The following is a 24039-nucleotide window of genomic DNA, read 5'->3' as shown; positions in this document are numbered from 1 at the left end:
ATCATGTACAAGGCCGACGGAAAAACAGACCAAAAAGAAACGCTGGTCCACCAATACGCCGACCTAGTCAAAAAAATGGCTTATCAAATCAAGGCCAAGTTACCGGCTAGCGTTGAGGCAGATGATTTGATCCAAGCAGGCATGATGGGTTTACTAGATGCCGCCGGTAAGTACCAAGATAACCAAGGCGCCCAGTTCAAGACCTATGCGACTCAACGTATTCATGGCGCCATCATGGATGAACTTCGCAGTGCCGACTGGTTGCCGCGCAATATTCGTAAACAGATGCGTGATGTTGAAAAAGCGATTGCCAGCTTACAACATAGTCTTGGCAGAGCCCCTTCCGAAAGCGAAGTAGCTAAAAAGCTCAAGATCGACATTGCCGATTATTTCCAGATTCTGACTGACTGTGGTGGACACCAGCTAATCTACTTTGAAGATGTTCATAAGAATGAAGAAGAAGATCACTTTCTCGATCGCTTTATTCAGAATAATAAAAGTGATGTCATCAACGGCCTGCTGTCTAGGGACTTTAAAGAGGCTCTGAAAGAGTCGATTGATGCCTTGCCAGAACGTGAAAAAATGTTGATGGGCTTGTATTACGAACAAGAACTGAACTTAAAAGAAATTGGTGCTGTGATGAGCGTCACCGAATCTCGTGTTTCCCAAATGCATAGCCAAGCAGTCGCTCGGATACGCGCAACCTTAAAAGAGAAATTATGGACTGGGCCAGCCTAGGCGGTATTGCACTTGCACTAATCGGAATTTTGATTGGTCAATCGATTGATGGCGGCAGAATTGGATCACTCCTGCAGCCTTCAGCCTTTTTCATTGTGACCTTTGGTACATTTGGCGCAGTCTTACTGCAAAGTCGCCCCGTGAACTTTCGGAGCGGAATTGCCAAACTCAAATATGTCTTTGTTGAACCTGTTGATCAACGCACGGCTTTGGCGATGGAGATTTCACACTGGAGCATGGTGGTCAGAAAAGAAGGTGTCTTAAAGCTCGAGAACTTTATGGTTGAGACTCCCGATCCTTTTGTTAAGAAGATCCTACGTTTAGCGATTGATGGTGCGCCACCGCAAACCATTAAAGAAATCGGTGCTAATGATATTTACCAATACGAACTTCATGAGCGTAATGCCATCAAGATTTGGGACTCTGCTGGTGGTTATGCGCCTACGATTGGTATTTTGGCAGCAGTTATGGGCTTAATCCATGTAATGGAAAACCTCTCTGACCCGACCTTACTGGGTAGCGGTATTGCCATTGCCTTCGTAGCGACGATTTATGGTGTGGGTTTGGCCAATCTGGTTTTCATTCCGATTGCCAACAAGCTCAAAACGCTATTACAGCTTGAAGTTTCCAAATACGAGATGCTTGTTGAGTCTTTAGCATCCATAGCTTATGGCGAACACACCAAGGTGATAGAGGACCGTTTGTCTGGATACCTCCTTTAAAAACCCACCCCTCAAGCGACGTAAGCGCCCAGAAGATCACGAACACCATGATCGCTGGTTAGTTTCCTATGCCGACTTCATTACCCTGCTCTTTGCGTTTTTTGTAGTGATGTATGCCAGCTCCAGTATTAATGAAAAAAAGTACGATGCCTTATCTAATTCTCTAATATCCGCCTTTGCACCATTGCAAGCCACCGAAGGGGATAACAAGATAGCTAGCAAAATGAAGTCTAACGGCGATATTGCAGGGACTCAAACTGACGCAAGCCCTATCCTCATTGACCCCTTGGGTCTAATTAGACTCAAACGTGATATGGCCTTTATCAAGCGCGAGAAGATGAATCGAGTTGAGAAAGACCTAACTAAGGCCTTAAAACCACTGATAGAAGACGGCAAAATCGGAGTAATGCAAACCTCTAAAGGGGTGCGTATTGACATCATTGATAGTTATTTATTTAGCCCCGGCTCAGCTAGCGTCACTAGCCCTGCTGCGCTCAATACGCTTGCCCAAATTGCCCCCATTCTGGCCAAAAGTGATCAAGCAATTGATATTGAAGGTCATACCGATAACCAACCCATCAATACCAAAGCCTTTAACTCCAACTGGGAGCTCTCCGCTATCAGGGCTACTACTGTTCTGAATATCTTGAATCAAAAAGGCATTAGCGAATCCCGCTTGAGTGCAACCGGTTTTGGCTCATCCAGACCTATAGATTCAAATGACACTGCGGTAGGGAAGGCAAAAAATAGAAGGGTCTCAATTTTGCTATTGAACGATTCTGTCCAACAACCCGGTTCCGATATTGCACCTGCTAAGTTAGTGCAACCAGCGGTGCAGCCCCAGAATCAGCCTATGGAAACGAAGAGTCAATAAAGTTGATTTGAGTGCCGTCTGTAACCAACTAAACACACTGACGCTATAATCTCACCCTATGTCATTCCTTGATCTACTCGGCCCCCTCCTCTTTATTATCTTGATCATTATGGTGATCGGGATTGCTGCTTTCGTGGTCAAGCTGAGTGATGCGATTGATAAGCAAGAAAAAACCTTCAAGACATTATTTAGAATCATTGAAGAAAATCAGGCAGAAGCCCGTAATGCAATTGATGCTTTTGAATCGACCCGCGAAAAAGTGGTCAGTGTTAGCACTCGCGTAGAAAGCGTCGAGTTTGAATTAAAAGGTATGCGGGATAAGATGAAAGAAATGGCGATCAAAAAATAACTGGTTAATCGTTATTTTCTTGCCTAGCTGCTAGGCTATTATCTGTCAACTCGCGTTACCAAAACTTGATAGGCAATAAGTAGCCGTCAATCTCTCTGTTGAGGGCTTGTTTTGATGAATCCGTAGTGATTTTTTCTTTGACCAAATGAATCATCATATCAATCACGAGTACTCTCACCTCATCTGGGTGCCAAACATTCATACGATCTGTGAATGAGGATAAAAAATTCTTGCCATTCAGTCCGCGCAATCCAGGGTGCAAGCTTTCTGAGAGTTCGATAGTCGTAGCCAGCGATTGCATGGCATTACGATTGCCAGAAAACTGAGTATTAAAGGTTCTGCATAATCTTTCAATGAGCTCGGATTCGGTTAAAGCAGCCATACAGGGTCCAGTTTTTATAGTTTTGAATACATTAAATCTTAATATTCATGGCATTATGACATCTTCTAAAATGAAGCGGTATCCCAGGACTTTATAACCCAAATCCCATGAAAACCAGTGCCTCTAAAATCAGAGTAGCCGACAAAAGAGCTGCCCGACTGCTGTGTCAGGCTTTTAATGACGCCATGCGCAGTGGGGCTGAATATAAAGTCGCTTTAGTGAAGATGATAGATGGTCAAAAGAGTCAGATTCCAGAACTTAAATCCCTTGACTCCAAAAGTGTCCTAGCCGCCTCGAATCTGCAATTGAACGTCATGTTTCCTCATGAATTTCGTAAAAATGCTATTCAAATGATTGTTTTTCTATTATGCAAGCATATCAATCCCAATCTTAGTGGTGCTGATCGCTTCGTAATGGAAGCATTTATAGACGAGCAACTAGTCCCCCTCAAAGAGTGGGTGCAATAAACCTAGTGGGTTGATTCGCCCGAACTTACTAAGAGGGATTGCTAACGCGCTTAATCACGCTAGCCAACTTCTTGGCGTAATCCGGATCAGTGGCATATCCTGCTTTTGCCATTGCGTCAGCATAGCTGTTGATATTACCGAGGTTGTTGAGAACGTTCTGGTAGCGTGGATTACTCGAAATCAAGTTTGCAAAATCTTTAAATGAATCCGCGTAAGAATCGTAGGCTCTGAACTTTTCGACTCTTTGTTGCTTTTCACCATTGATATATTCAGTGGTGACTGCAGAAACAGTTTTACCCGTCCAACTGCCGCCCGCCTTAATGCCAAATAAATTATTACTCTGGGTGCCATCAGCCCCTTTAATTTCTTTTTTACCCCAACCTGTCTCTAGTGCTGCTTGACCCAACATAAACTGTGCTGGTAACCCAGTAGCATTACTAGCTTGCTGTGCATAACCAGCCATTTTGTTCGTAAAGGAGCTGACTGTTTCTTTCAGAGTACTACCCACAGAGGAGGCCATTGCCTCACCTGCATCCTCTAGCGACGTAAAGAGTTTGGAAACCTTATCCATGAAAGACGGGCTCGCTTTAGTACTCGACATAGATGCCATGGAGGTATAGGCAGCTACTTTTGAACTAGTATTAGGATCAAAGCGATTCAGGCCCAAAGCTTTGGAAGTGATAGGATCATCCCCTGGCTTCTGTGAGTCCGTTGGAATGCCTGCAGACTTACTCAATTGCTTCACCAATACATCAGCCAAGCCAATACCTTTGCCCGATGAGAGCTTTTGGCTCAACTGCTGATCAAACATCGAAGTGTAGAGTTTATTTTGCTCAGTATTAAAGGGGCCGTCCTGTGGACTGGCTTCACGCATACTTTTGAGCATCATGTTGATAAAGATCGCCTCAAATTGCTTAGCAACCCCCTTGATGGCTTCAGGCGAGTTCTCTTTAGCAGATTTCTTGAGGCTAGATAAACTATTCGTGTCTAATGCCAGCTGATTACTGACATCAGACGCCGAAATAGAGTTGCTAGGCAATGCCATTGCGTTCTTATCTTTATGACTTAAATGATTTCAAGTTCAGCACGTAGCGAACCAGCTGCTTTGATGGCCTGCAAAATAGCTACCAAGTCTTGCGGTGTGGCACCAACCGCATTGAGTCCGCGAACCACATCAGATAATGATGCACCACCAGCCAACTGAATCACATTACCAGGGTCTTGGTTCAGACTAACTTGGGATACCTTAGCCTCAACAGTAGTACCCGTATTGGAAAATGCGCTTGGCTGACTAATCACCGGCGTTGTGCTGATAACAACAGTCAAGTTACCGTGCGCTACAGCGCAGTTCTCTAGCTCAACTGTTTGATTGAGCACAATCGAACCAGTACGCGCATTAAGAATGACCTTAGCCTCACCCTTTGCCGGAATCACATCAATACTCTCTAGGGCGGCTAAGAATTGCACGCGGTTGCCGTTTTCTACGGTATTCGGGTCAATCTGAATCACTCTAGAGTCTTGAGCAAATGCAATCGGTTTACCGAAACGCTTATTAATTGCAGAGGTAACGATACTGGCGGTTGAAAAATCAGAATGCCTTAGCTCAAGGCTCACCATTTCCATACCCAACAAATTATTAGGAATGGTTCTTTCAACCGTTGCTCCCGCAGAAATACGACCAGCATTGAGCTGGTTAATGGTTGCTGAGCTACCGTTAGCGGATGCGCTGGCGCCACCAATCACGACGTTACCCTGGGACATGGCATAAACCTGTCCATCAGCACCTTTTAAGGGTGTTAATAAGAGTGTGCCGCCACGCAGTGTTTTTGCGTTACCCATAGCGGAGACGGTGACATCTAAGTTTTGACCAATTTGCGCAAATGGTGGCAAGTTGGCAGTCACGATTACTGCAGCTACGTTTTTTAACTGAATTTGTGAATAAGTACCCGGAGGCAGAGTAACCCCTAAGGACTGCAACATGTTCAAGGTACTCTGGAGGGTGAATGGAGTTTGCGTAGTTTGGTCACCAGTTCCATCTAAACCCACTACCAAGCCATAACCAATTAATTGGTTACTACGAACGCCTTGGATATTTGCTAAATCTTTAATACGTTCTGCATGTGCAGTAGGAGCAATCACCATACTTGCCAAAAATCCAGCGCAAATGACCAAAAACACCACAAGACTTTTTAGCCACTGAGGTGATTTGTCTGCTCTAAACAATGAAAAACGATGGGTTCTGTTTAGCAATAACATAAGCAATTAGAAAGGCAACATGGTTTTGAAAAAACGGGTTACGGAACTCGCCATATAAGAACTATCAATGGTGTTATTGGTACGATACTCAATGCGCGCATCTGCAACGGTATTGGAATCAACAGTATTATTAACAGTAATCATTTTTGGATTAACCGTTCCTGAGAAACGAATAAACTGTGCACCTTCATCAAAGCCGATTTGCTTCTCGCCTGCTACTGTTAAGTACCCATTAGGTGATACTTCGAGCACAGTTGCTGCAATGCTGCCTGTAAAAGTATTGTCTTGCTGCCCCCCGCCCTTGTTCTCATTTGAAAGACCATTAGCCCAGCTCCAAGTTGGACTGACCGTATTACCAAACTGGTCTTTTGCAGTAGCAGTAGATGATGCAGTCTTAGATGACAAATTATCTAAAGTCGTTTTACTCTGAGTACTCTCGGCCACCACAATTGTGACAGTGTCGCCTACGGCACGGGCACGATTACCTTCAAAAATGGGTCGATAGCTCCCAGTGCTATAAATAGTTCCAGGAGCAGCTTGTCCAGCGTAAGAACGGGTAGTTCCTGGGCCCGGATTTTGCGTAATTGTCGAGGGCGTTACTGCACAAGCTCCCAAGATCGATAGTGCCGAGATGGCACTGATCATTTTGATAGTAGAGCCGCAAGATAAAGCGTTCAAGTGAGAATTAAACGGTAAACGCATTTGAATTAACCACCCAATTGTGCCAAGCGCTGCAACATCTGATCGGATGTTGTAATCGCCTTACTATTGATTTCATAAGCGCGTTGCGTTTGGATCATATTGACCATTTCTTCAACGACGTTCACGTTAGAAGTTTCCACAAAACCCTGTACCAAAACACCGGTGCCATTGGCGCCAGGATTCGATGGATTCGGTGTACCAGAGGCTGCAGTTTCTGCATAGAGGTTCTCACCTTTTGCACTCAAACCTGCTGGATTAATAAAGGTTGCCAACTGAATTTGGCCAATTTGCGTTTGCGCAACAGTATTTGGCAAAGTGACAGAAACCACACCGTCAGCGGCAACAGTCACAGTCTGAGCATTAGCCGGAATTGTAATCGGCGGCTGAATCGTATAACCACTTGAAGTGACCAGCTGACCAGTGCTATTAATCTGGAAGCTGCCATCACGGGTATATTGGGTTGTGCCATCTGGCATCAAGACCTGATAGAAACCGCTACCGTTAATGGCGATATCAGTGTTGTTGCTAGTTTGCTGCAAGTTACCTTGAGTAAAGATGCGCTCAGTAGCTACGGGCTTTACACCGGTACCGATTTGCATACCAGAAGGCAATTGGGTCTGCTGCGATGATTGGGCGCCAGGCTGACGTAGGGTTTGATAGAGCAAATCCTCAAACACCGCACGTGATTTTTTAAAGCCAGATGTACTCACGTTCGCCAAGTTATTGGAGATCACATCCATTTGGGTTTGTTGTGCTTCTAGGCCAGTTTTTGAAATCCAGAGCGAGCGTATCATCTTATTTCCTTTAATTTAGGTGCATCTTGACACATAAAGTCTTAACTTAAATTGAAGAGCTGAGCGGCATGTTGGTCGCTATTCTCAGCATTCTTCATGAGCTGCATTTGAATATCAAAGCTACGAGCCAAAGAAATCATGTTGACCATGCTATGAATCACGCTCACGTTGCTATCCTCCAAGGCGCCATTCACTACCTTAACGGTAGGATCTGCTACAAAACCAGCGCCACTGGCAGATTTAAATAGACCATCGTCACCGCGAACTAAGCTTTTTTCATCAGGATTCGAAAGCTTTATGACGTCAATCGGAGTAGAAGGACTTCCACTCACTGCAGGATCCACGCTGGAAATAGTGCCATCAGCACCAATGGAGATATTCACGTTTGGGGGGATGGTAATTGGGCCACCACCACCTAGCACATTGCGTCCACCAGCAGTTTGCAAAATACCATTCTCACTAATCTTGAATGAGCCATTGCGGGTCAAACCCTCTGATCCATCAGGGCGTTGCACACTAAACCAGCCCTTACCTTCAATCGCCACATCCAAGGTGCGACCGGTTTGTTTAATAGCGCCCGGGCTAAAGTCTGTGCCGCCGGAGGCGTTAACTACAAAAGAGCGCGTATCTAAGCTACCACCCTTAATCGGTACGGATAGGAAAGAATCGATCTGAGATTTAAATCCGGTAGTCGATACGTTAGCCAAATTATTGGAGTTCGTCGCCTGCTGGTCCAAGATGTGTTGGGCTCCAGTCATTGCGGTATAAATTACACGATCCATATTTTCTCCTTAGCTTTCAACTCTCATCATCTATCCGTCTTAGCCGTTCATGCCAATGAGGGTTTGATAGATTTGATTTTCAATTTTGACCACTTGAGCACTGGCTTGATAGGCCTGCTGTGCTGCTAGTAAAGCCACCATGTCTTGTGTTTGATTCTCATTGGACCCCTCAAGTGCAGAACCTTGCATCTTGCTACCAGCCAATTGCACCGTACCTAGCGCAGGTGTACCTGATTTTGAGCTTTGTACCCAAGTATCGTTACCTACCGCTTTTAAACCGGTGTAACTAGGAATAGTAGCCACACCAATTTGCGCAATTTTGCTAGTGAGGCCATCGCTGTAAGTACCAATAATGGTGCCAGTTTCATCAATAGCCATGGTATTTAAATGGGCTACAACTGTTCCAGGAGTCTTAGTCTCGACTAGCGGATTAGATCCTGTCAGGAACCCAGATGCAGTTACATTAATTGTTGGCTGCGACCCAAATCCGGTATAAGTTGCCTGCACCCAACTGGTATTTGCTTGCTGAGCGGGTGTAATATTCTGACCTAAATAGGTTGTCGGAATATTAGCCGGCACTGCAGCGAGCGTGTTGTAATTACTTAATACACCAGCGAATAGGCCAGTACGCACTGGTGCTGCATTAGCAACACTGGGAGTATTTCCATTCGAAGCACTTACTGGTAATTGTATATTGGTAGTGTTATTACTATTGGTAAAAGCAAGAGCGCCATTACTGACTTGTGCGCCGGTAGTATTAACGCCAGTTAAAGTGCCATTAATGACGCCATCAGTCACGCTCACACTATTTTTAACAGTGCCATCCGCTAGACCGGCAAAGGCTGCTGCCACATTCGCTGCTGTTGCGCCTGATGCACCAGCGGTAAATGTCATCCCTGCGACAGTAATGCTCTCATTGGCGGCGAGATTATTAAAGCTCACCGTGTTATTGGCAGGCGTAAATAGTGGGTAATTATTCGTAGCAGAATTGCTAAAGCGAGCTGCAATCGTATCAGGTGTATCACCCGCTTGTAAGCCGCTAAACAAGGATGCAACTTGCGCAGCAGTCAATGTTTTGCCATCGGTATTGGTGTAGCTTAAGCCACCAAAAGTAACCGTGCCATAAGGAGATAGTGGTGAATTAAAGCCAATCGCATCTACCTGATTGGTATTGGCTGAGCCAGGGCGAATATCATTCGGTGCTAATGGCAATTGAATTGCCGTACCAGTGATATCTAAAACCTTAAACCCAGAGCCATTTACTAAAAATCCAGTATCACTCTCGGTAAATTGTCCATTGCGCGTATAAACTGTCTGACCCAAAACAGGATCTTTCAATACAAACATTCCCTGGCCAACAATGGCTGCATTAAGTGGTGCTGTAGTTGTATTAATCGGACCCTGTGTAAAAGACTGCATCACATTGGATGCCAGCACGCCACCACCCGTTTGTACTGGTGATCCAGAATTAGCAGCATTCAGATGGCTTGCGAGTACGTTGGTAAAGTCAACACTCGAAGTCTTAAAACCCACAGTTGCACTGTTGGCAATGTTATTACCTAACACGCTCAAATGTTCTGAGGCCGCATTTAAACCGCTTAATCCTTCGACGAGTGACATATAAATCCTTTTGTGATGATCAGTATTATTAGTGGATATTTAGCGTGCAAATTAACGAATCTGTGCCACGTTAGAAATATTGGTAGTCGTGTTGTTATCCAACATGATCTGCGTACTAGTATTTGCTGTAGGATTCAGAATGCCAGTAACGCTTGCCACTGTTAAACCAGTTGGGTTCACATTTTGTCCAGCAACGTTAGCTGCTAACTGGAAAGTGTATTTACCATCAGGCAATTGATTGCCAGCAGCATCTTTACCATTCCATGAAAGTGGCACTGTGCCAGCAGGCTCAGCACCATAAGTCAACACATTGACAGTTTGACCAGCAGCATTTAACACATTGACTTTGAGTGAACTTGCGGGTGCGCTCAATTGCACACCAAAGTTTGCTTGACCCTTAGTCAAGTTCAAAGTATTGCCAGGAACCATGACGTTCTTACCAACCATACTGGAAGCTTGATAAGCTTCATTGGTTTGCATTTGTGTTAATAAAGAATTCATGGAGCCATTGAGTTTATTCACGCCATCTACTGTTGAAATCTGCGCCATCTGACTTGTCATCTCGGCACTGTTCATTGGATTGGTTGGATCTTGATATTTCATTTGCGCAACTAATAAGGTCATAAACTGATCCTGTATTTGTGAGGCAGAGCTAGCAGAGGCGCTAATCGCTGCACTTGCACTACCAGCGGCACTCGAATTATTAGTCGCACTTGGCAATGTAGTCACGCTGGGATTATTTTGGATAGTAGTCATGGTGTGGTCCTATTTAGTTTTGGCCAATGGTTAAAGTTCTTTGCAACATCGTTTTTGCAGCGTTCATCGTTTCAACGTTGTTTTGATACGAGCGTGATGTAGAGATCATGTTCACCATCTCTTGGGTAGCATTCACGTTAGGCATTGCTACCATGCCATCTTTATCTGCTAATGGATTGGCTGGGTCATGCACCATGCGAGCGGGTGTTTGATCTTCAATCACCTTATTGACCTTAACGCCCTGATGACCTGATGTGCCAACCGGTGTTGCTTCGAAGATAACTTGCTTGGATTTGTAAGGCTGACCACTAGAACTTGTCGCGCTATCCACGTTGGCCAAGTTACTAGCAACGGTATTTAAGCGTTGAGACTGCGCGCTCATCGCTGAACTAGAAATATTAAAAACGTTTTGTAAGGAGGACATAGTTATTCCGTTCTATCTAAATTAATTACCAGAATTCAGTGCTGTGGTCATATCTTTAATCTGAGCATTGAGCATCGTGATATTGGCTTCGTAATGAATTGCGTTATCCACGAATGCCGTTCTTTCCACTTCACCATCGACCGAGTTGCCATCCACACTTCCCTGTATGAGGGGGCGATACAGCAAGTCAGCTTCACTGAGGCCATTGCCGCCCGGAATATGTTGGCCATGAGTAGTAGTAAGCGACATATTGCCGTTGGAACTCACCGCAGAATTATTGGCTGCACTAGCCACATTGGCCTCGAGGGCTTTTTTGAGGGATGCGGCAAAGTCGATATCCCGTGCTTTATAGTTCGGGGTATCTGCATTGGCGATATTGGCTGCTAAAATTTCTTGGCGTTGAGCCCTCACCCGCAGGGCGGTTGCATTAAAATCAAAGAGCGCGTCTAATTTATCCATTTATTTCTCCAATTTCCCTAAAGAAATCCTCAAGTCAGCCGTAATAGGTTATGTAGCACTGCAAATACCTATTTATGGCATTTTCACTAATGTAATTTGCCAGCCCCTTTCTTGATTTGACAATAAAAGGGGTAATAGTTCGGCTAATTGAGGCATTGACTTGCCTCTAGAATCCTAAAATCATGTTTTCGCCATCCTTTTGGACTGGAATTAAACATGCATTCCTCATACGAAACCCCCTTAGAATTCAAGAAAACAGCCCAAAAGCCCCTTTTTGGGTCTTTTTTGCAAGGTTTTGAGACCCTGATCATTGGCATCATTGCTAGTGTGTTGATCTCCTTATTACTTTCTTTCGTGGTGCTCTACCCCAAAATCAGCTGGGCTCAAGCTCCAGCCCCAGCATCAGCTACAGGACAGAATCCAGCCACCAATGCTGGTAACCCGCCTACTTTCCAGAATCTGCGTGTTATCAATCAAAAGGTTAAGGAGTTTTTGACCGCTCAAAGCGCTGGCTCCCCTGGCAAACCGGAAATTACCGTCACCCCCATGGAAGAAGGCACGCAATTGACCTACTGCCCTTCTCCAGAGGCCTTTTTTCCGCCCAATAGCGCTGCTTGGGGCAGAACGACTGTGGGCGTGCGTTGTGGTCAACCTAAGCCTTGGACCGTGTATGTCCAGGCTAATGTCAGCATCATTGCTAATTATGTTGTCGCTGGAGCTCCAATCGGTCAAGGTCAAACCATCTCCGCCAATGAATTACAACTACAAAAAGGTGATCTAACCATCCTGCCAACCGGCATCTTTACGGAATTTAACCGGGTGATCGGTCAAACCGCCCGAATGTCTCTAGTTGCAGGCACCGTTCTCAAAAAAGAAATGCTCAAAATGCCCCTGATTGTGCAAAAAGGGCAATCTGTAAGGGTTTCTAGTGGTGGCAAGGGATTCTCGATCAGTACCGACGGCCAGGCCTTAAATGAAGCTTCCGAAGGTGAGATAGTTAAAGTTAAAGTCAGTAATGGTAGTGTTGTAACCGGAATTGCTAAAGAAAATGGCATAGTTGAGGTAGGCGGCCAGAGTAAGTAGTCTAAACAGATAATTTACATATCCTCTAACCTACCAAGAAAACCGGATTTAGCTAAAGTTAGGCTAAATAAAGCCGTTACAGAAGGTGTAGAAAAAGTAAAAGCAATAAAAGAGAAGCAAGTTTTATCGTGTTTTGATAGTTTGATCAGAAACTGAGAAACTAGTAGCACCTAAATTAGGCTAATGTGTTCCCATGAAAATTAATGATTCTTTGAAGACCGCGCTCAATACCGTAGTGGAAAAACCTGCTGCGAGTGAAAGCAATCCCACTTCAACGATTGGGCCTAGTTCTAATTCAGTAAAGCCACCCGCTGCTGACATCACTACATTGTCTAGCCAGTTGCAAGCATTGCAAGCAACGATTGCTAATAGCCCAGTGTTTGATTCTAAAAAAGTAGATATGATCCGCAGTGAAATTGAAAGCGGTCAGTTCACAGTTGATACTGGCAAAGTAGCTGACGGCATGATTAACGATGCCGTTGCCTTGCTCAAAAAATAATGATCTGCGTTACGGAAGTTACGTAATCAATTCAACTGAAGCAACAACATAAATCACCTAGGCAAGATCAGAGATCATCATGAGTATTGCCAAAACTAATTTAGTCAATACTTTTACAAACTATGTAAAAGATTTTCAGACAAAAATTAATTCGATTAACACGCAGTTAAAGAATGGTAAAGCCACGCTAACAACCGCGCAGCAAGATCAAGTTACCACTCTGTCCGCTGCAGCTCAAAGCTACTCAACACCACAAGCGAGCATTACTGCGGCACAAAATACGATTGGTGTAGCCCAGACGGCAATTACAACTATCTTGAAGCTGATGCCTCAGCTGCAACAACTAGCATCTCAAGCCAGCGACCCTACTTTAGGCTCGTCTGATAGCACTAACTATAACTTTCGCTTTCAGCAGCTAGTAACAGAAATTGGTAAGTTAGCCACTAAAGCTAACCTCAATGGCACCAACCTGCTCTCTGGCACAGCTGGTATGAATGTCATCATCGGCACCGATAAAACTGCAGCATCACGAGCCTTTGTTAATCCAGTAGACATCTTCGGCATGATGACCATGGGCTTGATGAGTGGCATCAAACTCGATACACCAGAAAATGCCCAAGCAGCAGTGAATGCTCTCAATAGCGCACTAGCCCAGATCAATAATGGTCAATCCTTGCTCAAGATGACATCGACAAGACTAAGCGCACAGGCCAATAAACTGACTGGCTTAGCCAAGACTGCCCAAGATTCAGTTAGTGCCATTCAGAATATTGACCCAGTAAAGCTTAAGGCGCAGCTGGCTCAATTACAAAGCCAACAAAATGTTGACTATCAATTAATTAGCCAGTTAGACCCAAATGCCTACAAGGCTTTGATTGTTGCTAACGCTAAGGCAAGCGCCGGTTAATCAGCACAAAGCTCGCCATACTTCTTGTTGATCTGCTGCACTTCTTGATTAGCAAAAATCAAGAATTAAATTTAAAAAATACTTAAGTTTTACCAAGCTCCTCCGTTAAAGAATATATAGAACGAAGGCTTCTTCGGAAGTTTTCAAATAGCTAATGTAAAAGTTAGCGCCAAGCTCTGTTGATGTGGTCTACGCACTGCGCACTGATGCTTTTCGTAAGTTGGTTTGTTGTTATGCATTTCGCGTAACCAGACCGTTTATTGCAGTCCATTGTGGATGCATAAATTTATACTAAAGGAAAAGAATCATGCCAATGCCATTATCAGGTTTAGCACAGACCCTATCAAATTCTGTTGCATCAGTTCAAAATCAAATTGTTGATACACAAAACCAATTAGCTGCTGGAGTCAAAACTCTTAATCCAGGTCAAGCTGGTGTTGTTACTCGTTTGTCTGCTCAAGCTACTGGTTACGATCAGACCCTGACAAACATTGGTTCTGCACAAAGCGTCATTGCTGTAGCACAATCATCTTTATCATCTATTTCTTCAATCTTGACCCAAATGCAAGCTTTAGCAAATCAAGCGTCAAGTGCAAGTCTCTCAACAAATGATAGAAATAGCATCCAAGCTACTTTTGCCAATTTAGCTAGTCAAGTAAAAGCACTAGGCACTAGCTCTTCAGTAAATAGCAATAATCTCTTAAGTGGATCAACAGGTCTTTCCGTAACAACTGGTATCGGCGGCGCCTATTCAGACTCTACTTCTATTGCTGGAGTAGATATTCCAACTTTAGCAACTACAGTTGGCAACCTATTGGTGAATAGCACTTACGCGACTCCAACAGACGTCACAACTGCAAACGTTAAGCAAACAGATACTGTCACCTTTGCTGCAACTCCAACTACTGGTGATACTGTTACTGTATCGGGATTAACATTTACTGTAGGAGCATCGGCCCCGAACGTAACCCAACTGGCGACCGCTTTTGCTAACTACATCACAGGCGCCAGTACCACATCCACATACGGAACGTTTTCAGGTGCCTCAGTAGCAACAATGCAAGCACTGTATTCAGGCGCAACTTCTGCTGCTGGCGTTTTGACTCTAACTGATGCAGTTGCAGGTACTCAGTCATACACTGTGTCATCCGCTACTGGTGGTCACGTAACTGCTACTGCTGCTGTTGCGGCAACAGCAGCAGTAAATCAGATCGATGCCGTTACTTTTAGCAGTGCTACCCTTAGTGCAGGCCAGACAGTTTCCATTGATGGACTTGTTTTTACAGCTGGTAACGCAGGTGCGACAGGAACTCAAATCGCTACGGACTACGCAAGCTACATTACATCAGGAACCTCAGTCAAAGGAACGTTTAGCGGTATCACGAGAGCATCAATGCAAGCCTTATATGCAACTGCAACTCAGGCTGGCGCAGTATTAACACTAACAAAAGCAGCTAGCTTGACTGGCGTTCAACCTGCACCAGTCATCATTGATGCTGGAGCGACAAATGCAGCAGCAGCAGTAGCATCTTTAACGACTCAATTGCAGACAGTATCCACAGGTCAGTCTACTTTGGCAGCCTCAGCTACTGGCTTAACTGCTCAGGCTTCCGCTAATAATGCCCTGAAAACAGGCTTGACTAACACAGTAAACTCAATCCAAAACATTGATGCTACTGCAATGCAAGCGAAGTTACAGCAATTGAACAATCAACAATCGATCGATTATTATTTGGTTAGCCAAATGAATACAGAAGCAGCAGCGATTTTGTCGATATTCCGTTGATTTAACTAGTGTTTTAGCTGTTTAAGCTTAGAAAAGCCGGGTAATTCCCGGCTTTTTTAATGGATTCAAAGGGATGATTCCCTTATATAGTTTCACTAATTATTGATTTTTGTCGTGTATGGGGCCAGGATTTTCAAGTATGTATACCTGGATTTTACATAAAAAGATTGGATATTTAAGGAAAAAATATCATGAGCAATACTATTACTTCGCTAGCTTCAACACTGACACAGTCTGTAGACGCCGTACAGAAAGGCATTGTTGAAACCCAAAACCAACTTGCCTCTGGTCAAGCGACGCTCAACGCCGCTGAGACGGGGGTTGTCAGTCGCATGACTGCTCAAGTCTCGGGTTATGGCTCAGTTACTAAAAACTTAACTGATGCGGGTAGCGCAGTTGATGTTGCTCAGTCTGCCTTAACGTCCATCTCGACGATTATGAGTCAGCTAAAAGGCTTGGCTACCCAAGCCTCAAGTGCAGGATTTGCCTCTACTGATCGCGATAGCTTAAATCTCACTTTCCAGAATTTAACGAACCAAATACAACAGTTGGTTACTAGCGCTAGCGTGAATGGCGCCAATCTACTCAATACGGATTTTGGTCTACAAGTGACTACTGGTATTGATGGTACCCCAGGTTCTCAAACTCAAATCAATGCAACCAATGTGGGTAATTTAGTAACTGCTCTAAAGCAATTACTCATTACTGGCATGCAAATTACTGACCAGACTTTTGCAGCAAGCAACTTAACCGCTCCTGTTAGTACGGTTGTTGGATCAGCTATTGGAACATTAGCTGGCGCCGTAACGGGAACCAACATAGCACCCATTGTTACCTTTCCAACTGCTGGAATCAAGGCCGGGGACTCATACTCGATTACGATTGGTCTAGCAGTCCCTGTCACATTAACTCTCGCTGCTACAAGTGATATGACTGCTAGCCAGCTAGCAAGCGCTTTTGCAGCTTATATTACCTCTGGTACCTCAACAACATATGGTAACTTCACCGGAACTTCGCCAGGCTTAGCCACAAACCCTGTTGTTGGTGTTCTCAATATTACAGCAGCAGCTGCAACGGCAGCATCAACTGCCACATATACCAATCCAGCTAGCAGCCAGACTCAAACTATTACCCTTCCAACTACTAGTATGGCTCAAGGTAATTCTCTGACGATTGGTAATTTAACTTTTACTGCAGGTCCTGGACCAGGAACTAGCGCTGCTGGCATTTCACCATCACAAGTGAGTGCGGCGTTTGCTAACTACATTAATAATGGTGTTCAACCTGATCCAAGCATTGGAACTTTTACCACTACAACAAGTGCGGTTGCTCAAGTTCAAACAATTACTTTCCGTGATTTAGCAATTGGTGATAGCTTCTCTGCTGGTGGCTTGACCTTTACCGCTACAGCAACTACAACAGCGGCTCAACTTTCAACAGCATTTCTAGCCAAAATTGGTAACTCCGCTTCGCTGAGTCAATATGGTACTTGGAGTGGCTCTAAAGTAGGTGGACTAGGAGCAGCAGTTAGTGCTGGCGGCTCTACAACGACTATTGCTTGGAGCTACAGCGCCACAGGTGGGCAATTAACTAACCTTTTAACAACAGGAAATACTGCTTCAGGCCTTGCTTCTTACACTATTGCAGGCGCGAACCCTGTAACAGTAAACGTACCTTCTACCATTATCACTAAAGGCATGAATGCCAATACCGGCACCAAAATCACTGGTGGCTCTGCCTATGGCGTTAGTGCAACCGTTACTTCAAGCAACACATTTAGCTTAACAACAATAGATCCACTAACAACAGGTAGCACTCCTGGCGGGATTGCCTTGCTTTCTCAAAATAGCAATACAACTACCAGAAATGCTCTGACATTTACCAATACAAATTTATTAGCTGGTACTGCCAATTTATTTCCTGGTGATAGCGTAACTATTAATGGTCTGACTTTTACAGCCACGCAGACTACAACCCCTCAACAAGTTTTAGATGCTTTTAAGAACGTTATTAATAGTGGCGATACAGGCAATCTATACGGCTCTTTTGCCAATACCGATGTTAATGGCGGCTCTTTAACTGGTAAGGTTTCTGAATTTACCAATTACTTCACTGCAATTGACTTAGGCAATAACGTTTTAGCCATTGATAATAAGCCTGGCAATACCTCAACTACCCCACCGACGATTGCCTGGAATACCCAAAATGCTGCAATTGCTAATGCCAATAAAGCAACACAGGTGATTACCAGTCAAATTGATACCGTTTCTACAGCGCAAGCTTCTCTTGCTGCAGCAACAGCTGGTATTGAAGCTCAATTGAAAAATGCAACCAATATCAAGAATGGTATGCAAAAGACGATTGATGCGATTGCCAATATTGATCCAACTGCTCTGCAAGCAAAGCTACAAGAGTTCAATACTCAGCAAAGCGTGGACTACTATTTGGTAAGCCAAATGAATACCGAAGCGGCTGCAATTTTGTCAATATTCCGTTAATTTGAATCCTGATACCCTTTGATTTGCGCTAATGATCATTTCACCATTAGTTCATACAAATCAAAGGGGTTTCAGATAGAATACTTTTAACTAAGAACACAAAATAACGGATAACGAGAGACCATCATGTTTAATAGCAAAAACGCCATTAATGCTTATGTGTCAGTTGATAATAATCTGACTGGTGCTAGCTTTGAAAAACGCTGGTTTGAATCTGTCATTAGCATGGTCAAACGTATCATGGCTGGTGAATTCGATCCTGTAACTAATCACAAAAGATTATTAGAAATCGCTGAGGGTTTACAGTGGGTGCAAGAGAATCTCAATGAGAAATTACATTCTCAACACCGCACCATGCTCAAGACGATCTATAGCACCAATATTCAGATTCTCAATGGCGCCATTCAGTCACAGAATTTTGAGTATCTTCCCCTGGTCATTGCATCAATGGAAGTTATCTTAGGCCCTTACAACAAGGGAACGGCTGGAACCATAGCAGCACCAGCTGAGGCTGCAGAGCCAATGAAGCACACTGCTTAATTCTGTAATTCTCAATTCGATTGATATTCAATACACCTAAGCAGTAGCTTAGGTGTATTGCTTTGTGCTATGCATTAATTACCTTGCTCAGTTGTATTGAGTAGACTGCTTTAATAGCGGTACCAGATCATGGCGGATTTTATCTAGAGGCGCATCCCAAACGCCCTGCTGCTCTTGTCGGTAAAGCCTTAAGCTGGGATACCATGGGCTTAAAGTCACACCAGATAGCCAACGCCAATGAGGTGCTTTGGGTAATAAGACCCAACAAGGGATATTCATAGCACCTGCCAAGTGAGCTGCTTCATTATCTACTGAGATGATGATGTCACATGCGCTGACTAGTGCTGCTAAGTCATCAAAACCCAATGAACTACTAAGCTGCTCATATCCATAAACCTGGATCATCAGTTTGGACTGAAGATCTGCAAGCTCTTGATTGCTAATACCCTGTTGTAAATTCACGAATTTAATTCCAGGCATGTTCAAAGAAGAGACTAATTGAGTCAGCTCTATGTTGTTTGCTTTGTTTGTTTTATTTGTTTTGTTGGAATTGCTTGATTTATTGGCTGAGTGATCTTCTTCTTTCCAAGAAATGCCAATGAGTAACTCATCTGGCTTGGTTAGCGTTTCTTTAATGAGGTTTCTTTGCTCAAATTTTGGCTTGAGATACTGAAGTTTGACATTTAGAAAGTCATCTAAATCGTTTCTAAATAAGCCGGGTAGATCCCCTAAGGGGATATGAGCATCATAGAGCGATTCATCTACGGTTTCTGTTGACGAATAAAAGGTAATTTCTGGCATCGAGCGTTCAAAAATCGGCATTAAACGCGGGTCAACTTGTACCAATAGATTTGGTGCTAATCGCTGCATCTCAAGTAGTAAGCTACCAAAAAGAATATGCTCACTTGCGCCCTGCTCTGCCCATACCAATAGTCTTTTAAGTGTACTGCCGTTTTGCCATCTTGGCTTGCTGGTTTTTAAGGGCTGGGTTGTCAGGCCAAGGCCTTTCCAGCGCCAGTGATACATGCCCCAGCCAGATTGAAAATGGCCATTCAGTAAATGGAGCTTTGCCAGGGTATCGTGTGCGGCTCCTAACTGAGGGTCTAGAGCAATCGCCTTTTCTTGGCTCTCAATCGCAGGATAAATCAGGTTTAAGTCTTGATACGCCAGCCCTCGGTTGACGTAGAAAGTAGCGTCTTCTGGGTCTAGCTCAATCGCTGTTTGATATTCGAGTAAAGCTTGTTCATGCTGCCCTAGCTCCTTAAAGAGATTGCCTCGGTTGGAATAGAGCTTGGCCATGGTTGGTGCAATGCTGATAGCGGCATTAATTGACACCAAGGCATCCTCTTGACGCTGAAGATTGCGCAATGCTTCTGCAGCATTCGCGTATGTCGTCCAATTACCCCCTTCAAGTGCGATGGAATGGCGGCAGCACTCTAAGGCTAAGGCATGCTGTCCTAACTTCATCAGTGCATTGGCGGCATTATTAAAGCACTCGGGCATAGTTGAATCGATTTCGAGCGCCTTAGAAAGCAGTTGCACTGCTCTTGAAGGATCTAAATCGGTAATGGCCACTCCCAACATATGTAGGGCGTCAAAATGATTGGGGTCATTTTGAAGAATATCTTCGTAAAGCAATTTTGCTTGCTCTACTTCACCTTGTTGGTGAAGTATGAAGGCTTTTTGGAAGGATGTATTCATATTCTATATTGGGCGATTGCTAATCCGGCTGTTTTAGAGAGGGTGTAATCATTCCGGTAAATCAGCCGCTCTAATTTCCTTCATAACGTCCCTGAAAACACCATCAAATTCTGGAAGAGCACTCATCTGATGCGCTAGGCGACCTGTCCAGTTACGCTTTAGTCGCTCGCTTTTAACAGCAATTGCTTGCTCAAGGCCATTTACAAATCTATTACGATGCGCCAACTTGCGCTCTAGTTCGGGGCGCAACTCTTGAAGCACAATTGAATACTCTCCAAATAAATGCCAAAGGTCATAAAGATCTCTAGGTTCATTTCTAGCCCGATCACTTAGAGCCGCGACCTTTTCAATCACAATTTCTTCAATGGCATATACATTTAGCATTGATCCTCGTGGTAGATCTTCGAATGCATCATAGGTTTGGAAAATAGGCTTACTTTCTGTGGTGAAACAAAATACCTCATTAATCGTGATGTCTACCTTGACATCATTTGATGCTGGCAACGGCCCTTGATATTTGAGGTAAAAAGTATAGCTATTTTGGTGGCTTGCCTGATCTTCTCTATCGAACTCTATCTTTAATCCACACTCTCTATATACGTTATGAAATATCTCATTTAAGCCAACTAATATTTCTGAAAACTCAATAGGTTTCGTTAAAGTGAAATCCAGGTCTTCTGAAAAGCGATAGTGGTCAATCCAGCAACGTCGAAGCGCTGTTCCACCCTTAAAGATCAATACCTTACCCAAAGGGTGATTGGCAAGTCCAGTCAAAAACCAAGCCAATACATAGTCACGCTCAATCACGGACTCGGGAACACGTTTACCCCCCTCTCTTAATAATTGATTGGAGATCAGGGAAATATTTCTTTGCGGAATCATTATCCAAACCTCACAGTTTCAAGCTCTTCTTGACTCACATTAATTTGTAATTTCCACCTAGAAAGAAAGGGTCCTTCAGGAGGCAATTGTGGATCTAGGAGCTGATAGGTTGCACTTAAGTGCTTTTGTAATTCTTGCAACATATTTTCATCTGCCAACCCATATCCCTCCAATAGATATCCGAGGCGCCGGATTACCGCACCTACGCCGAGTTCTTTAGCATATGCAATGAGAGTTCTAACATTAATCGCCTCTTTTTGCATCCATAAACCCCTAGCCACCTCAGTAATTCCTCCAACATACTCTGGGTGCTTTAAGCCATCAATCAGCGTTCTTTCTAAATCACTGATGAATACAAAGCGCTCTTTATCTACCCAGTATTTCTCTATCCCAAAGACCTGTTCATCCCTTATATTTACAAACTTGAAGTCATATCCTCCAACAGTCTGAGGACGTAAACGCTTAGTTGATGAAACATATGTAGTGAATATTGGCTGTGTGACCATCCGATGCAACTCGAATGCAGTTCCATACGATAAAAAATAAGGCGCCATCCCTACAATCTCTCTCGCGATAATATAAGGACTATCGATATGCTCCGACACATCCCCCAACTCAAAAGGCACCAAGTTGAATAGACCGGGCTTTAGTCGCGTAACGAGCCCGCGTTGCTGCGCTTTGTGCAATAAGTTACTTACCGCAACTGGCGATAGTCCCGTATATTTAACGGCGTCAGCTACCCTAAACGTCATGAGTCCTTTTTCATATAGGTGCGTAATTAATCCTGCCATACGAGAACCTAGGGTTTTAGATGATTTATTATAATTTATGTTCATTTTATATACCATAAAGATATAATTAGCACATTAAATATAACATTATTTGATCTAGTTAGCACTACTTTTGAGCATGGGGCGTACTGAGATGGCACCTAAAACGACCATTTAACTTATTAATCGAATTCACTAGATCTCCAAGTAAGCTTTTTCCAAGAACGGTATCACCTTCAATAAAGGCAGACATTGTCTCTTGGAATAGAGCCTCTCTAAAAGCAGGATCACGCTCAACCCGAGCTGTTACTGTATCTTGAAATAACTTCGTTAATGGCATTGTTATTTTCTTTTTTCTTTTAGATCGCTAACCTGAACTACTAAGGCCCAAGATGAGCTCAGGCAAATACCACGCTAGTGTGGCCATCAACTTGCGAACGTGATCCTCTGCGGATCACAATTTGCACATCTCTACCTAAACGATTAAGACATTCGAGCATTTTGGTTTCGCTAATACCTCTAAATTGACCGCGAAGTAAGCCGGAGAGTTTCGGTTGGGTCAGCCCCAAAAGCTCAGCAGCCTCAACTTGAGTCAGACGGCGCTGCTTGATAATTTCCCCAATCTTATAAGCTAGGCGAGCTTTAACCAACATTTCTTCTACCTGGCTATCACCCAGGTCAGCATAGACATTGCCGCTGCTGTTTTCAACTTTGGTCATACTCTATTTCCTTTTAGCATGTTCTTGAGCAACTTTTAGACGCTCATGAATTAAATCCATATCCGGTTTTAGAGTAGCAATACCGCTAGTCGATTTCTTTTGAAAACAATACAACGATTTTAAGTAATTCGACATGTCCATATTATACCTATATAGGTATAAAGTAAACTATCTTTTAAACCTTAATCCCTATAAGCGTCCGGGATTTGTAATATTGCAACCACCTTTAATTTGCCTAAAAATAACTAAGCCAATTCTTACCTCAACTTCAACATATTTTTACTAGCCTCAATCCCCTGCTCGATCACGATTTGATAAGGGGCTGCTAGGGTGGGTAGCATCAGCATGATTACCAAGAATCCAACCAATAGGGTTAATGGAAAGCCGATACCAAAAATATTGAGTTGTGGAGAGGATCTTGTCAAAATACCTAAGGCAAGGTTGGTAATGAGTAAAGTCGCCACAATGGGTAGTGAGAGTTGCAAAGCGATGCTAAACAGTTTAGCGCCCCACAGAGCAATCATCATGCCATCTATCATATGGGCTTGCGTAGTGACAGGAAAGTCATAGAAGCTCTGTAGTAATGCAGAAATCATGATCAAGTGACCATTCATACTTAGGAATACTAAGAGCGCCAAGATACCCATCAGTTGGCTGATCACTACCGTTGTACCGCCTGACTGAGGGTCGTAATTGGTAGCAAATCCAAAGCCCATGGTCATACCACTCACCTGACCCGCAAACTCAATCGCACTAAAGATAAGCTGCGCCATAAAACCAATTGCCAGACCCACAATCAATTGCTCGGCAACAATCAACGCACCGCTCAAGGAGAGTAAATCAATATTCGGCATTGCTGGTGCTGCTGGTGCAATCACCATCGCAAGCAAAATACCCATCGCTACTTTAATCTGCAGTGAGATCGCTTGATTACCAAAAAAGGGGGCGACGGCTACAAAACCTAAAATACGCGTAAGCGGTATTAAGATGGTGACAACCCAAGCTTGAATGAGTTCGCTATTGAGCGTCAGCATGGGTGAGGATTTATTGTATTAGCCCATCAAGAGCGAAAAGTTACTGAACATACCGCGCATATAGGTTACTAATACAGAGATCATCCAAGGCCCAGCGATGAGTAACGTGAGCAAGATGCCTAATAGCTTTGGAATGAAGGACAAAGTTGCTTCATTAATTTGCGTTGCCGCCTGAAACACCGAAATGATCAAACCCACTACCAGAGACACCAAGAGCAAAGGCGCACCAACCATGAGGGTTGTCTCCATTGCAAGGCGTCCGATATTCATTACTGATTCTGGCGTCATGACTTTT

The 24039-nt window shown here is 43.9% G+C and carries 28 protein-coding genes; 11 read left to right on the top strand and 17 right to left on the bottom strand.

Going from position 1 to position 24039, the window contains the following annotated elements; genetic code table 11:
- Positions 1 to 3 precede the first annotated feature (3 nt).
- Genes ICN44_RS09850 through ICN44_RS09835 form a run of 4 tightly spaced genes read left to right on the top strand, consistent with a single transcriptional unit; the run spans position 4 to position 2683 of the window.
- Positions 4 to 738, top strand: coding sequence for an RNA polymerase sigma factor FliA (locus tag ICN44_RS09850; protein WP_215282630.1), 735 nt, complete (start codon positions 4 to 6; stop codon positions 736 to 738).
- Positions 720 to 1460, top strand: coding sequence for a flagellar motor protein (locus tag ICN44_RS09845; RefSeq protein WP_096672496.1), 741 nt, complete (start codon positions 720 to 722; stop codon positions 1458 to 1460). The genes ICN44_RS09850 and ICN44_RS09845 overlap by 19 nt, the downstream gene beginning before the upstream one ends.
- Positions 1444 to 2334 carry a flagellar motor protein MotB gene (locus tag ICN44_RS09840; RefSeq protein WP_216263889.1) on the top strand — a complete coding sequence of 297 codons (891 nt, stop codon included), beginning with the start codon at positions 1444 to 1446 and terminating at the stop codon, positions 2332 to 2334. The genes ICN44_RS09845 and ICN44_RS09840 overlap by 17 nt, the downstream gene beginning before the upstream one ends.
- A gap of 58 nt (positions 2335 to 2392) precedes the next feature.
- Positions 2393 to 2683, top strand: coding sequence for a hypothetical protein (locus tag ICN44_RS09835; protein ID WP_216263806.1), 291 nt, complete (start codon positions 2393 to 2395; stop codon positions 2681 to 2683).
- A gap of 55 nt (positions 2684 to 2738) precedes the next feature.
- Here the strand turns inward: ICN44_RS09835 and ICN44_RS09830 are convergent, their stop codons facing one another.
- The gene (locus ICN44_RS09830) at positions 2739 to 3065 is read right to left on the bottom strand and encodes a hypothetical protein (protein ID WP_216263805.1); all 327 of its coding nucleotides are present in this window, start codon (positions 3063 to 3065) and stop codon (positions 2739 to 2741) included.
- A 107-nt stretch (positions 3066 to 3172) separates the two neighbouring features.
- Here ICN44_RS09830 and ICN44_RS09825 point away from each other — a divergent pair, with 107 nt between their 5' ends.
- A complete protein-coding gene (locus ICN44_RS09825) occupies positions 3173 to 3532 on the top strand; it encodes a hypothetical protein (RefSeq protein WP_215282631.1) in 360 nt (119 codons plus the stop codon).
- Between the two features lie 28 nt (positions 3533 to 3560).
- Here ICN44_RS09825 and flgJ read toward each other — a convergent pair whose 3' ends face one another.
- The 9 genes from flgJ to flgB form a co-directional block, all read right to left on the bottom strand.
- Positions 3561 to 4577: a flagellar assembly peptidoglycan hydrolase FlgJ gene (gene flgJ, locus ICN44_RS09820; RefSeq protein ID WP_216263804.1), complete on the bottom strand. Its 1017-nt coding sequence runs from the start codon at positions 4575 to 4577 to the stop codon at positions 3561 to 3563.
- A gap of 20 nt (positions 4578 to 4597) precedes the next feature.
- Entirely contained in the window at positions 4598 to 5674 is a 1077-nt protein-coding gene (locus tag ICN44_RS09815; RefSeq protein WP_255537591.1) for a flagellar basal body P-ring protein FlgI, read from the bottom strand.
- 120 nt (positions 5675 to 5794) lie between these two features.
- Positions 5795 to 6433, bottom strand: a complete 639-nt coding sequence (locus tag ICN44_RS09810) for a flagellar basal body L-ring protein FlgH (protein ID WP_215307969.1) — start codon at positions 6431 to 6433, stop codon at positions 5795 to 5797.
- A 62-nt stretch (positions 6434 to 6495) separates the two neighbouring features.
- A complete protein-coding gene (gene flgG / locus ICN44_RS09805) occupies positions 6496 to 7284 on the bottom strand; it encodes a flagellar basal-body rod protein FlgG (RefSeq protein ID WP_112294522.1) in 789 nt (262 codons plus the stop codon).
- Between the two features lie 41 nt (positions 7285 to 7325).
- Positions 7326 to 8066 carry a flagellar basal-body rod protein FlgF gene (gene flgF, locus ICN44_RS09800; protein WP_216263802.1) on the bottom strand — a complete coding sequence of 247 codons (741 nt, stop codon included), beginning with the start codon at positions 8064 to 8066 and terminating at the stop codon, positions 7326 to 7328.
- Between the two features lie 39 nt (positions 8067 to 8105).
- Positions 8106 to 9686, bottom strand: coding sequence for a flagellar hook-basal body complex protein (locus tag ICN44_RS09795; RefSeq protein WP_096672487.1), 1581 nt, complete (start codon positions 9684 to 9686; stop codon positions 8106 to 8108).
- Positions 9687 to 9737: 51 nt separating this feature from the next.
- Complete coding sequence (locus ICN44_RS09790; RefSeq protein WP_216263801.1) at positions 9738 to 10442, bottom strand: flagellar hook assembly protein FlgD; 705 nt, start codon at positions 10440 to 10442, stop codon at positions 9738 to 9740.
- Positions 10443 to 10455: 13 nt separating this feature from the next.
- Positions 10456 to 10866 carry a flagellar basal body rod protein FlgC gene (flgC, locus tag ICN44_RS09785; RefSeq protein WP_216263800.1) on the bottom strand — a complete coding sequence of 137 codons (411 nt, stop codon included), beginning with the start codon at positions 10864 to 10866 and terminating at the stop codon, positions 10456 to 10458.
- Between the two features lie 21 nt (positions 10867 to 10887).
- A complete protein-coding gene (flgB, locus tag ICN44_RS09780; protein ID WP_216263799.1) occupies positions 10888 to 11325 on the bottom strand; it encodes a flagellar basal body rod protein FlgB in 438 nt (145 codons plus the stop codon).
- A 216-nt stretch (positions 11326 to 11541) separates the two neighbouring features.
- Here flgB and flgA point away from each other — a divergent pair, with 216 nt between their 5' ends.
- From flgA to ICN44_RS09750, 6 genes are all read left to right on the top strand, one after another.
- Positions 11542 to 12408 carry a flagellar basal body P-ring formation chaperone FlgA gene (gene flgA, locus ICN44_RS09775; protein ID WP_216263798.1) on the top strand — a complete coding sequence of 289 codons (867 nt, stop codon included), beginning with the start codon at positions 11542 to 11544 and terminating at the stop codon, positions 12406 to 12408.
- 193 nt (positions 12409 to 12601) lie between these two features.
- Positions 12602 to 12907 carry a flagellar biosynthesis anti-sigma factor FlgM gene (gene flgM, locus ICN44_RS09770; protein WP_215313788.1) on the top strand — a complete coding sequence of 102 codons (306 nt, stop codon included), beginning with the start codon at positions 12602 to 12604 and terminating at the stop codon, positions 12905 to 12907.
- 79 nt (positions 12908 to 12986) lie between these two features.
- Positions 12987 to 13814: a flagellin gene (locus tag ICN44_RS09765; protein WP_216263797.1), complete on the top strand. Its 828-nt coding sequence runs from the start codon at positions 12987 to 12989 to the stop codon at positions 13812 to 13814.
- 307 nt (positions 13815 to 14121) lie between these two features.
- On the top strand, positions 14122 to 15600 hold the full coding sequence (locus ICN44_RS09760; RefSeq protein ID WP_216263796.1) for a hypothetical protein: 1479 nt from the start codon (positions 14122 to 14124) through the stop codon (positions 15598 to 15600).
- 191 nt (positions 15601 to 15791) lie between these two features.
- Entirely contained in the window at positions 15792 to 18098 is a 2307-nt protein-coding gene (locus tag ICN44_RS09755) for a flagellin (RefSeq protein ID WP_216263795.1), read from the top strand.
- Between the two features lie 126 nt (positions 18099 to 18224).
- Entirely contained in the window at positions 18225 to 18638 is a 414-nt protein-coding gene (locus ICN44_RS09750; RefSeq protein ID WP_088526022.1) for a hypothetical protein, read from the top strand.
- Between the two features lie 87 nt (positions 18639 to 18725).
- Here ICN44_RS09750 and ICN44_RS09745 read toward each other — a convergent pair whose 3' ends face one another.
- From ICN44_RS09745 to fliQ, 7 genes are all read right to left on the bottom strand, one after another.
- The gene (locus ICN44_RS09745; RefSeq protein WP_216263794.1) at positions 18726 to 20339 is read right to left on the bottom strand and encodes a tetratricopeptide repeat protein; all 1614 of its coding nucleotides are present in this window, start codon (positions 20337 to 20339) and stop codon (positions 18726 to 18728) included.
- A 48-nt stretch (positions 20340 to 20387) separates the two neighbouring features.
- The gene (locus tag ICN44_RS09740; protein ID WP_216263793.1) at positions 20388 to 21221 is read right to left on the bottom strand and encodes a nucleotidyl transferase AbiEii/AbiGii toxin family protein; all 834 of its coding nucleotides are present in this window, start codon (positions 21219 to 21221) and stop codon (positions 20388 to 20390) included.
- The gene (locus ICN44_RS09735) at positions 21221 to 22057 is read right to left on the bottom strand and encodes a hypothetical protein (RefSeq protein ID WP_216263792.1); all 837 of its coding nucleotides are present in this window, start codon (positions 22055 to 22057) and stop codon (positions 21221 to 21223) included. The genes ICN44_RS09740 and ICN44_RS09735 overlap by 1 nt, the downstream gene beginning before the upstream one ends.
- Positions 22058 to 22118: 61 nt before the next feature.
- Entirely contained in the window at positions 22119 to 22331 is a 213-nt protein-coding gene (locus ICN44_RS09730) for a hypothetical protein (RefSeq protein WP_096672475.1), read from the bottom strand.
- 58 nt (positions 22332 to 22389) lie between these two features.
- Complete coding sequence (locus ICN44_RS09725; RefSeq protein WP_096672474.1) at positions 22390 to 22710, bottom strand: helix-turn-helix domain-containing protein; 321 nt, start codon at positions 22708 to 22710, stop codon at positions 22390 to 22392.
- A 257-nt stretch (positions 22711 to 22967) separates the two neighbouring features.
- On the bottom strand, positions 22968 to 23744 hold the full coding sequence (gene fliR, locus ICN44_RS09720; protein WP_096672473.1) for a flagellar biosynthetic protein FliR: 777 nt from the start codon (positions 23742 to 23744) through the stop codon (positions 22968 to 22970).
- Between the two features lie 18 nt (positions 23745 to 23762).
- The gene (fliQ, locus tag ICN44_RS09715) at positions 23763 to 24032 is read right to left on the bottom strand and encodes a flagellar biosynthesis protein FliQ (RefSeq protein WP_112294507.1); all 270 of its coding nucleotides are present in this window, start codon (positions 24030 to 24032) and stop codon (positions 23763 to 23765) included.
- Between the last annotated feature and the right edge of the window lie 7 nt (positions 24033 to 24039).

This window comes from Polynucleobacter sp. JS-Fieb-80-E5, assembly GCF_018882015.1.
Taxonomy (GTDB): Bacteria; Pseudomonadota; Gammaproteobacteria; order Burkholderiales; family Burkholderiaceae; genus Polynucleobacter.
This window is presented reverse-complemented; position numbering and strand designations above follow the sequence as displayed.

Bases quoted from the DNA above. Each gene is read 5' to 3' on its own strand.
- ICN44_RS09815 (WP_255537591.1), bottom strand. From the start codon at position 5,674: ATGGTGATTGCTCCTACTGCACATGCAGAACGTATTAAAGATTTAGCA.
- ICN44_RS09725 (WP_096672474.1), bottom strand. From the start codon at position 22,710: ATGACCAAAGTTGAAAACAGCAGCGGCAATGTCTATGCTGACCTGGGT.
- flgB (WP_216263799.1), bottom strand. From the start codon at position 11,325: ATGGATAAATTAGACGCGCTCTTTGATTTTAATGCAACCGCCCTGCGG.
- ICN44_RS09790 (WP_216263801.1), bottom strand. From the start codon at position 10,442: ATGACTACTATCCAAAATAATCCCAGCGTGACTACATTGCCAAGTGCG.
- ICN44_RS09755 (WP_216263795.1), top strand. From the start codon at position 15,792: ATGAGCAATACTATTACTTCGCTAGCTTCAACACTGACACAGTCTGTA.
- ICN44_RS09735 (WP_216263792.1), bottom strand. From the start codon at position 22,057: ATGAACATAAATTATAATAAATCATCTAAAACCCTAGGTTCTCGTATG.
- ICN44_RS09730 (WP_096672475.1), bottom strand. From the start codon at position 22,331: ATGCCATTAACGAAGTTATTTCAAGATACAGTAACAGCTCGGGTTGAG.
- flgC (WP_216263800.1), bottom strand. From the start codon at position 10,866: ATGTCCTCCTTACAAAACGTTTTTAATATTTCTAGTTCAGCGATGAGC.
- fliQ (WP_112294507.1), bottom strand. From the start codon at position 24,032: ATGACGCCAGAATCAGTAATGAATATCGGACGCCTTGCAATGGAGACA.
- ICN44_RS09825 (WP_215282631.1), top strand. From the start codon at position 3,173: ATGAAAACCAGTGCCTCTAAAATCAGAGTAGCCGACAAAAGAGCTGCC.
- ICN44_RS09740 (WP_216263793.1), bottom strand. From the start codon at position 21,221: ATGATTCCGCAAAGAAATATTTCCCTGATCTCCAATCAATTATTAAGA.
- fliR (WP_096672473.1), bottom strand. From the start codon at position 23,744: ATGCTGACGCTCAATAGCGAACTCATTCAAGCTTGGGTTGTCACCATC.
- flgM (WP_215313788.1), top strand. From the start codon at position 12,602: ATGAAAATTAATGATTCTTTGAAGACCGCGCTCAATACCGTAGTGGAA.
- ICN44_RS09830 (WP_216263805.1), bottom strand. From the start codon at position 3,065: ATGGCTGCTTTAACCGAATCCGAGCTCATTGAAAGATTATGCAGAACC.
- flgG (WP_112294522.1), bottom strand. From the start codon at position 7,284: ATGATACGCTCGCTCTGGATTTCAAAAACTGGCCTAGAAGCACAACAA.
- ICN44_RS09850 (WP_215282630.1), top strand. From the start codon at position 4: ATGTACAAGGCCGACGGAAAAACAGACCAAAAAGAAACGCTGGTCCAC.
- ICN44_RS09845 (WP_096672496.1), top strand. From the start codon at position 720: ATGGACTGGGCCAGCCTAGGCGGTATTGCACTTGCACTAATCGGAATT.
- ICN44_RS09750 (WP_088526022.1), top strand. From the start codon at position 18,225: ATGTTTAATAGCAAAAACGCCATTAATGCTTATGTGTCAGTTGATAAT.
- ICN44_RS09760 (WP_216263796.1), top strand. From the start codon at position 14,122: ATGCCAATGCCATTATCAGGTTTAGCACAGACCCTATCAAATTCTGTT.
- ICN44_RS09765 (WP_216263797.1), top strand. From the start codon at position 12,987: ATGAGTATTGCCAAAACTAATTTAGTCAATACTTTTACAAACTATGTA.
- flgF (WP_216263802.1), bottom strand. From the start codon at position 8,066: ATGGATCGTGTAATTTATACCGCAATGACTGGAGCCCAACACATCTTG.
- ICN44_RS09745 (WP_216263794.1), bottom strand. From the start codon at position 20,339: ATGAATACATCCTTCCAAAAAGCCTTCATACTTCACCAACAAGGTGAA.
- ICN44_RS09795 (WP_096672487.1), bottom strand. From the start codon at position 9,686: ATGTCACTCGTCGAAGGATTAAGCGGTTTAAATGCGGCCTCAGAACAT.
- flgJ (WP_216263804.1), bottom strand. From the start codon at position 4,577: ATGGCATTGCCTAGCAACTCTATTTCGGCGTCTGATGTCAGTAATCAG.
- ICN44_RS09835 (WP_216263806.1), top strand. From the start codon at position 2,393: ATGTCATTCCTTGATCTACTCGGCCCCCTCCTCTTTATTATCTTGATC.
- flgA (WP_216263798.1), top strand. From the start codon at position 11,542: ATGCATTCCTCATACGAAACCCCCTTAGAATTCAAGAAAACAGCCCAA.
- ICN44_RS09810 (WP_215307969.1), bottom strand. From the start codon at position 6,433: ATGATCAGTGCCATCTCGGCACTATCGATCTTGGGAGCTTGTGCAGTA.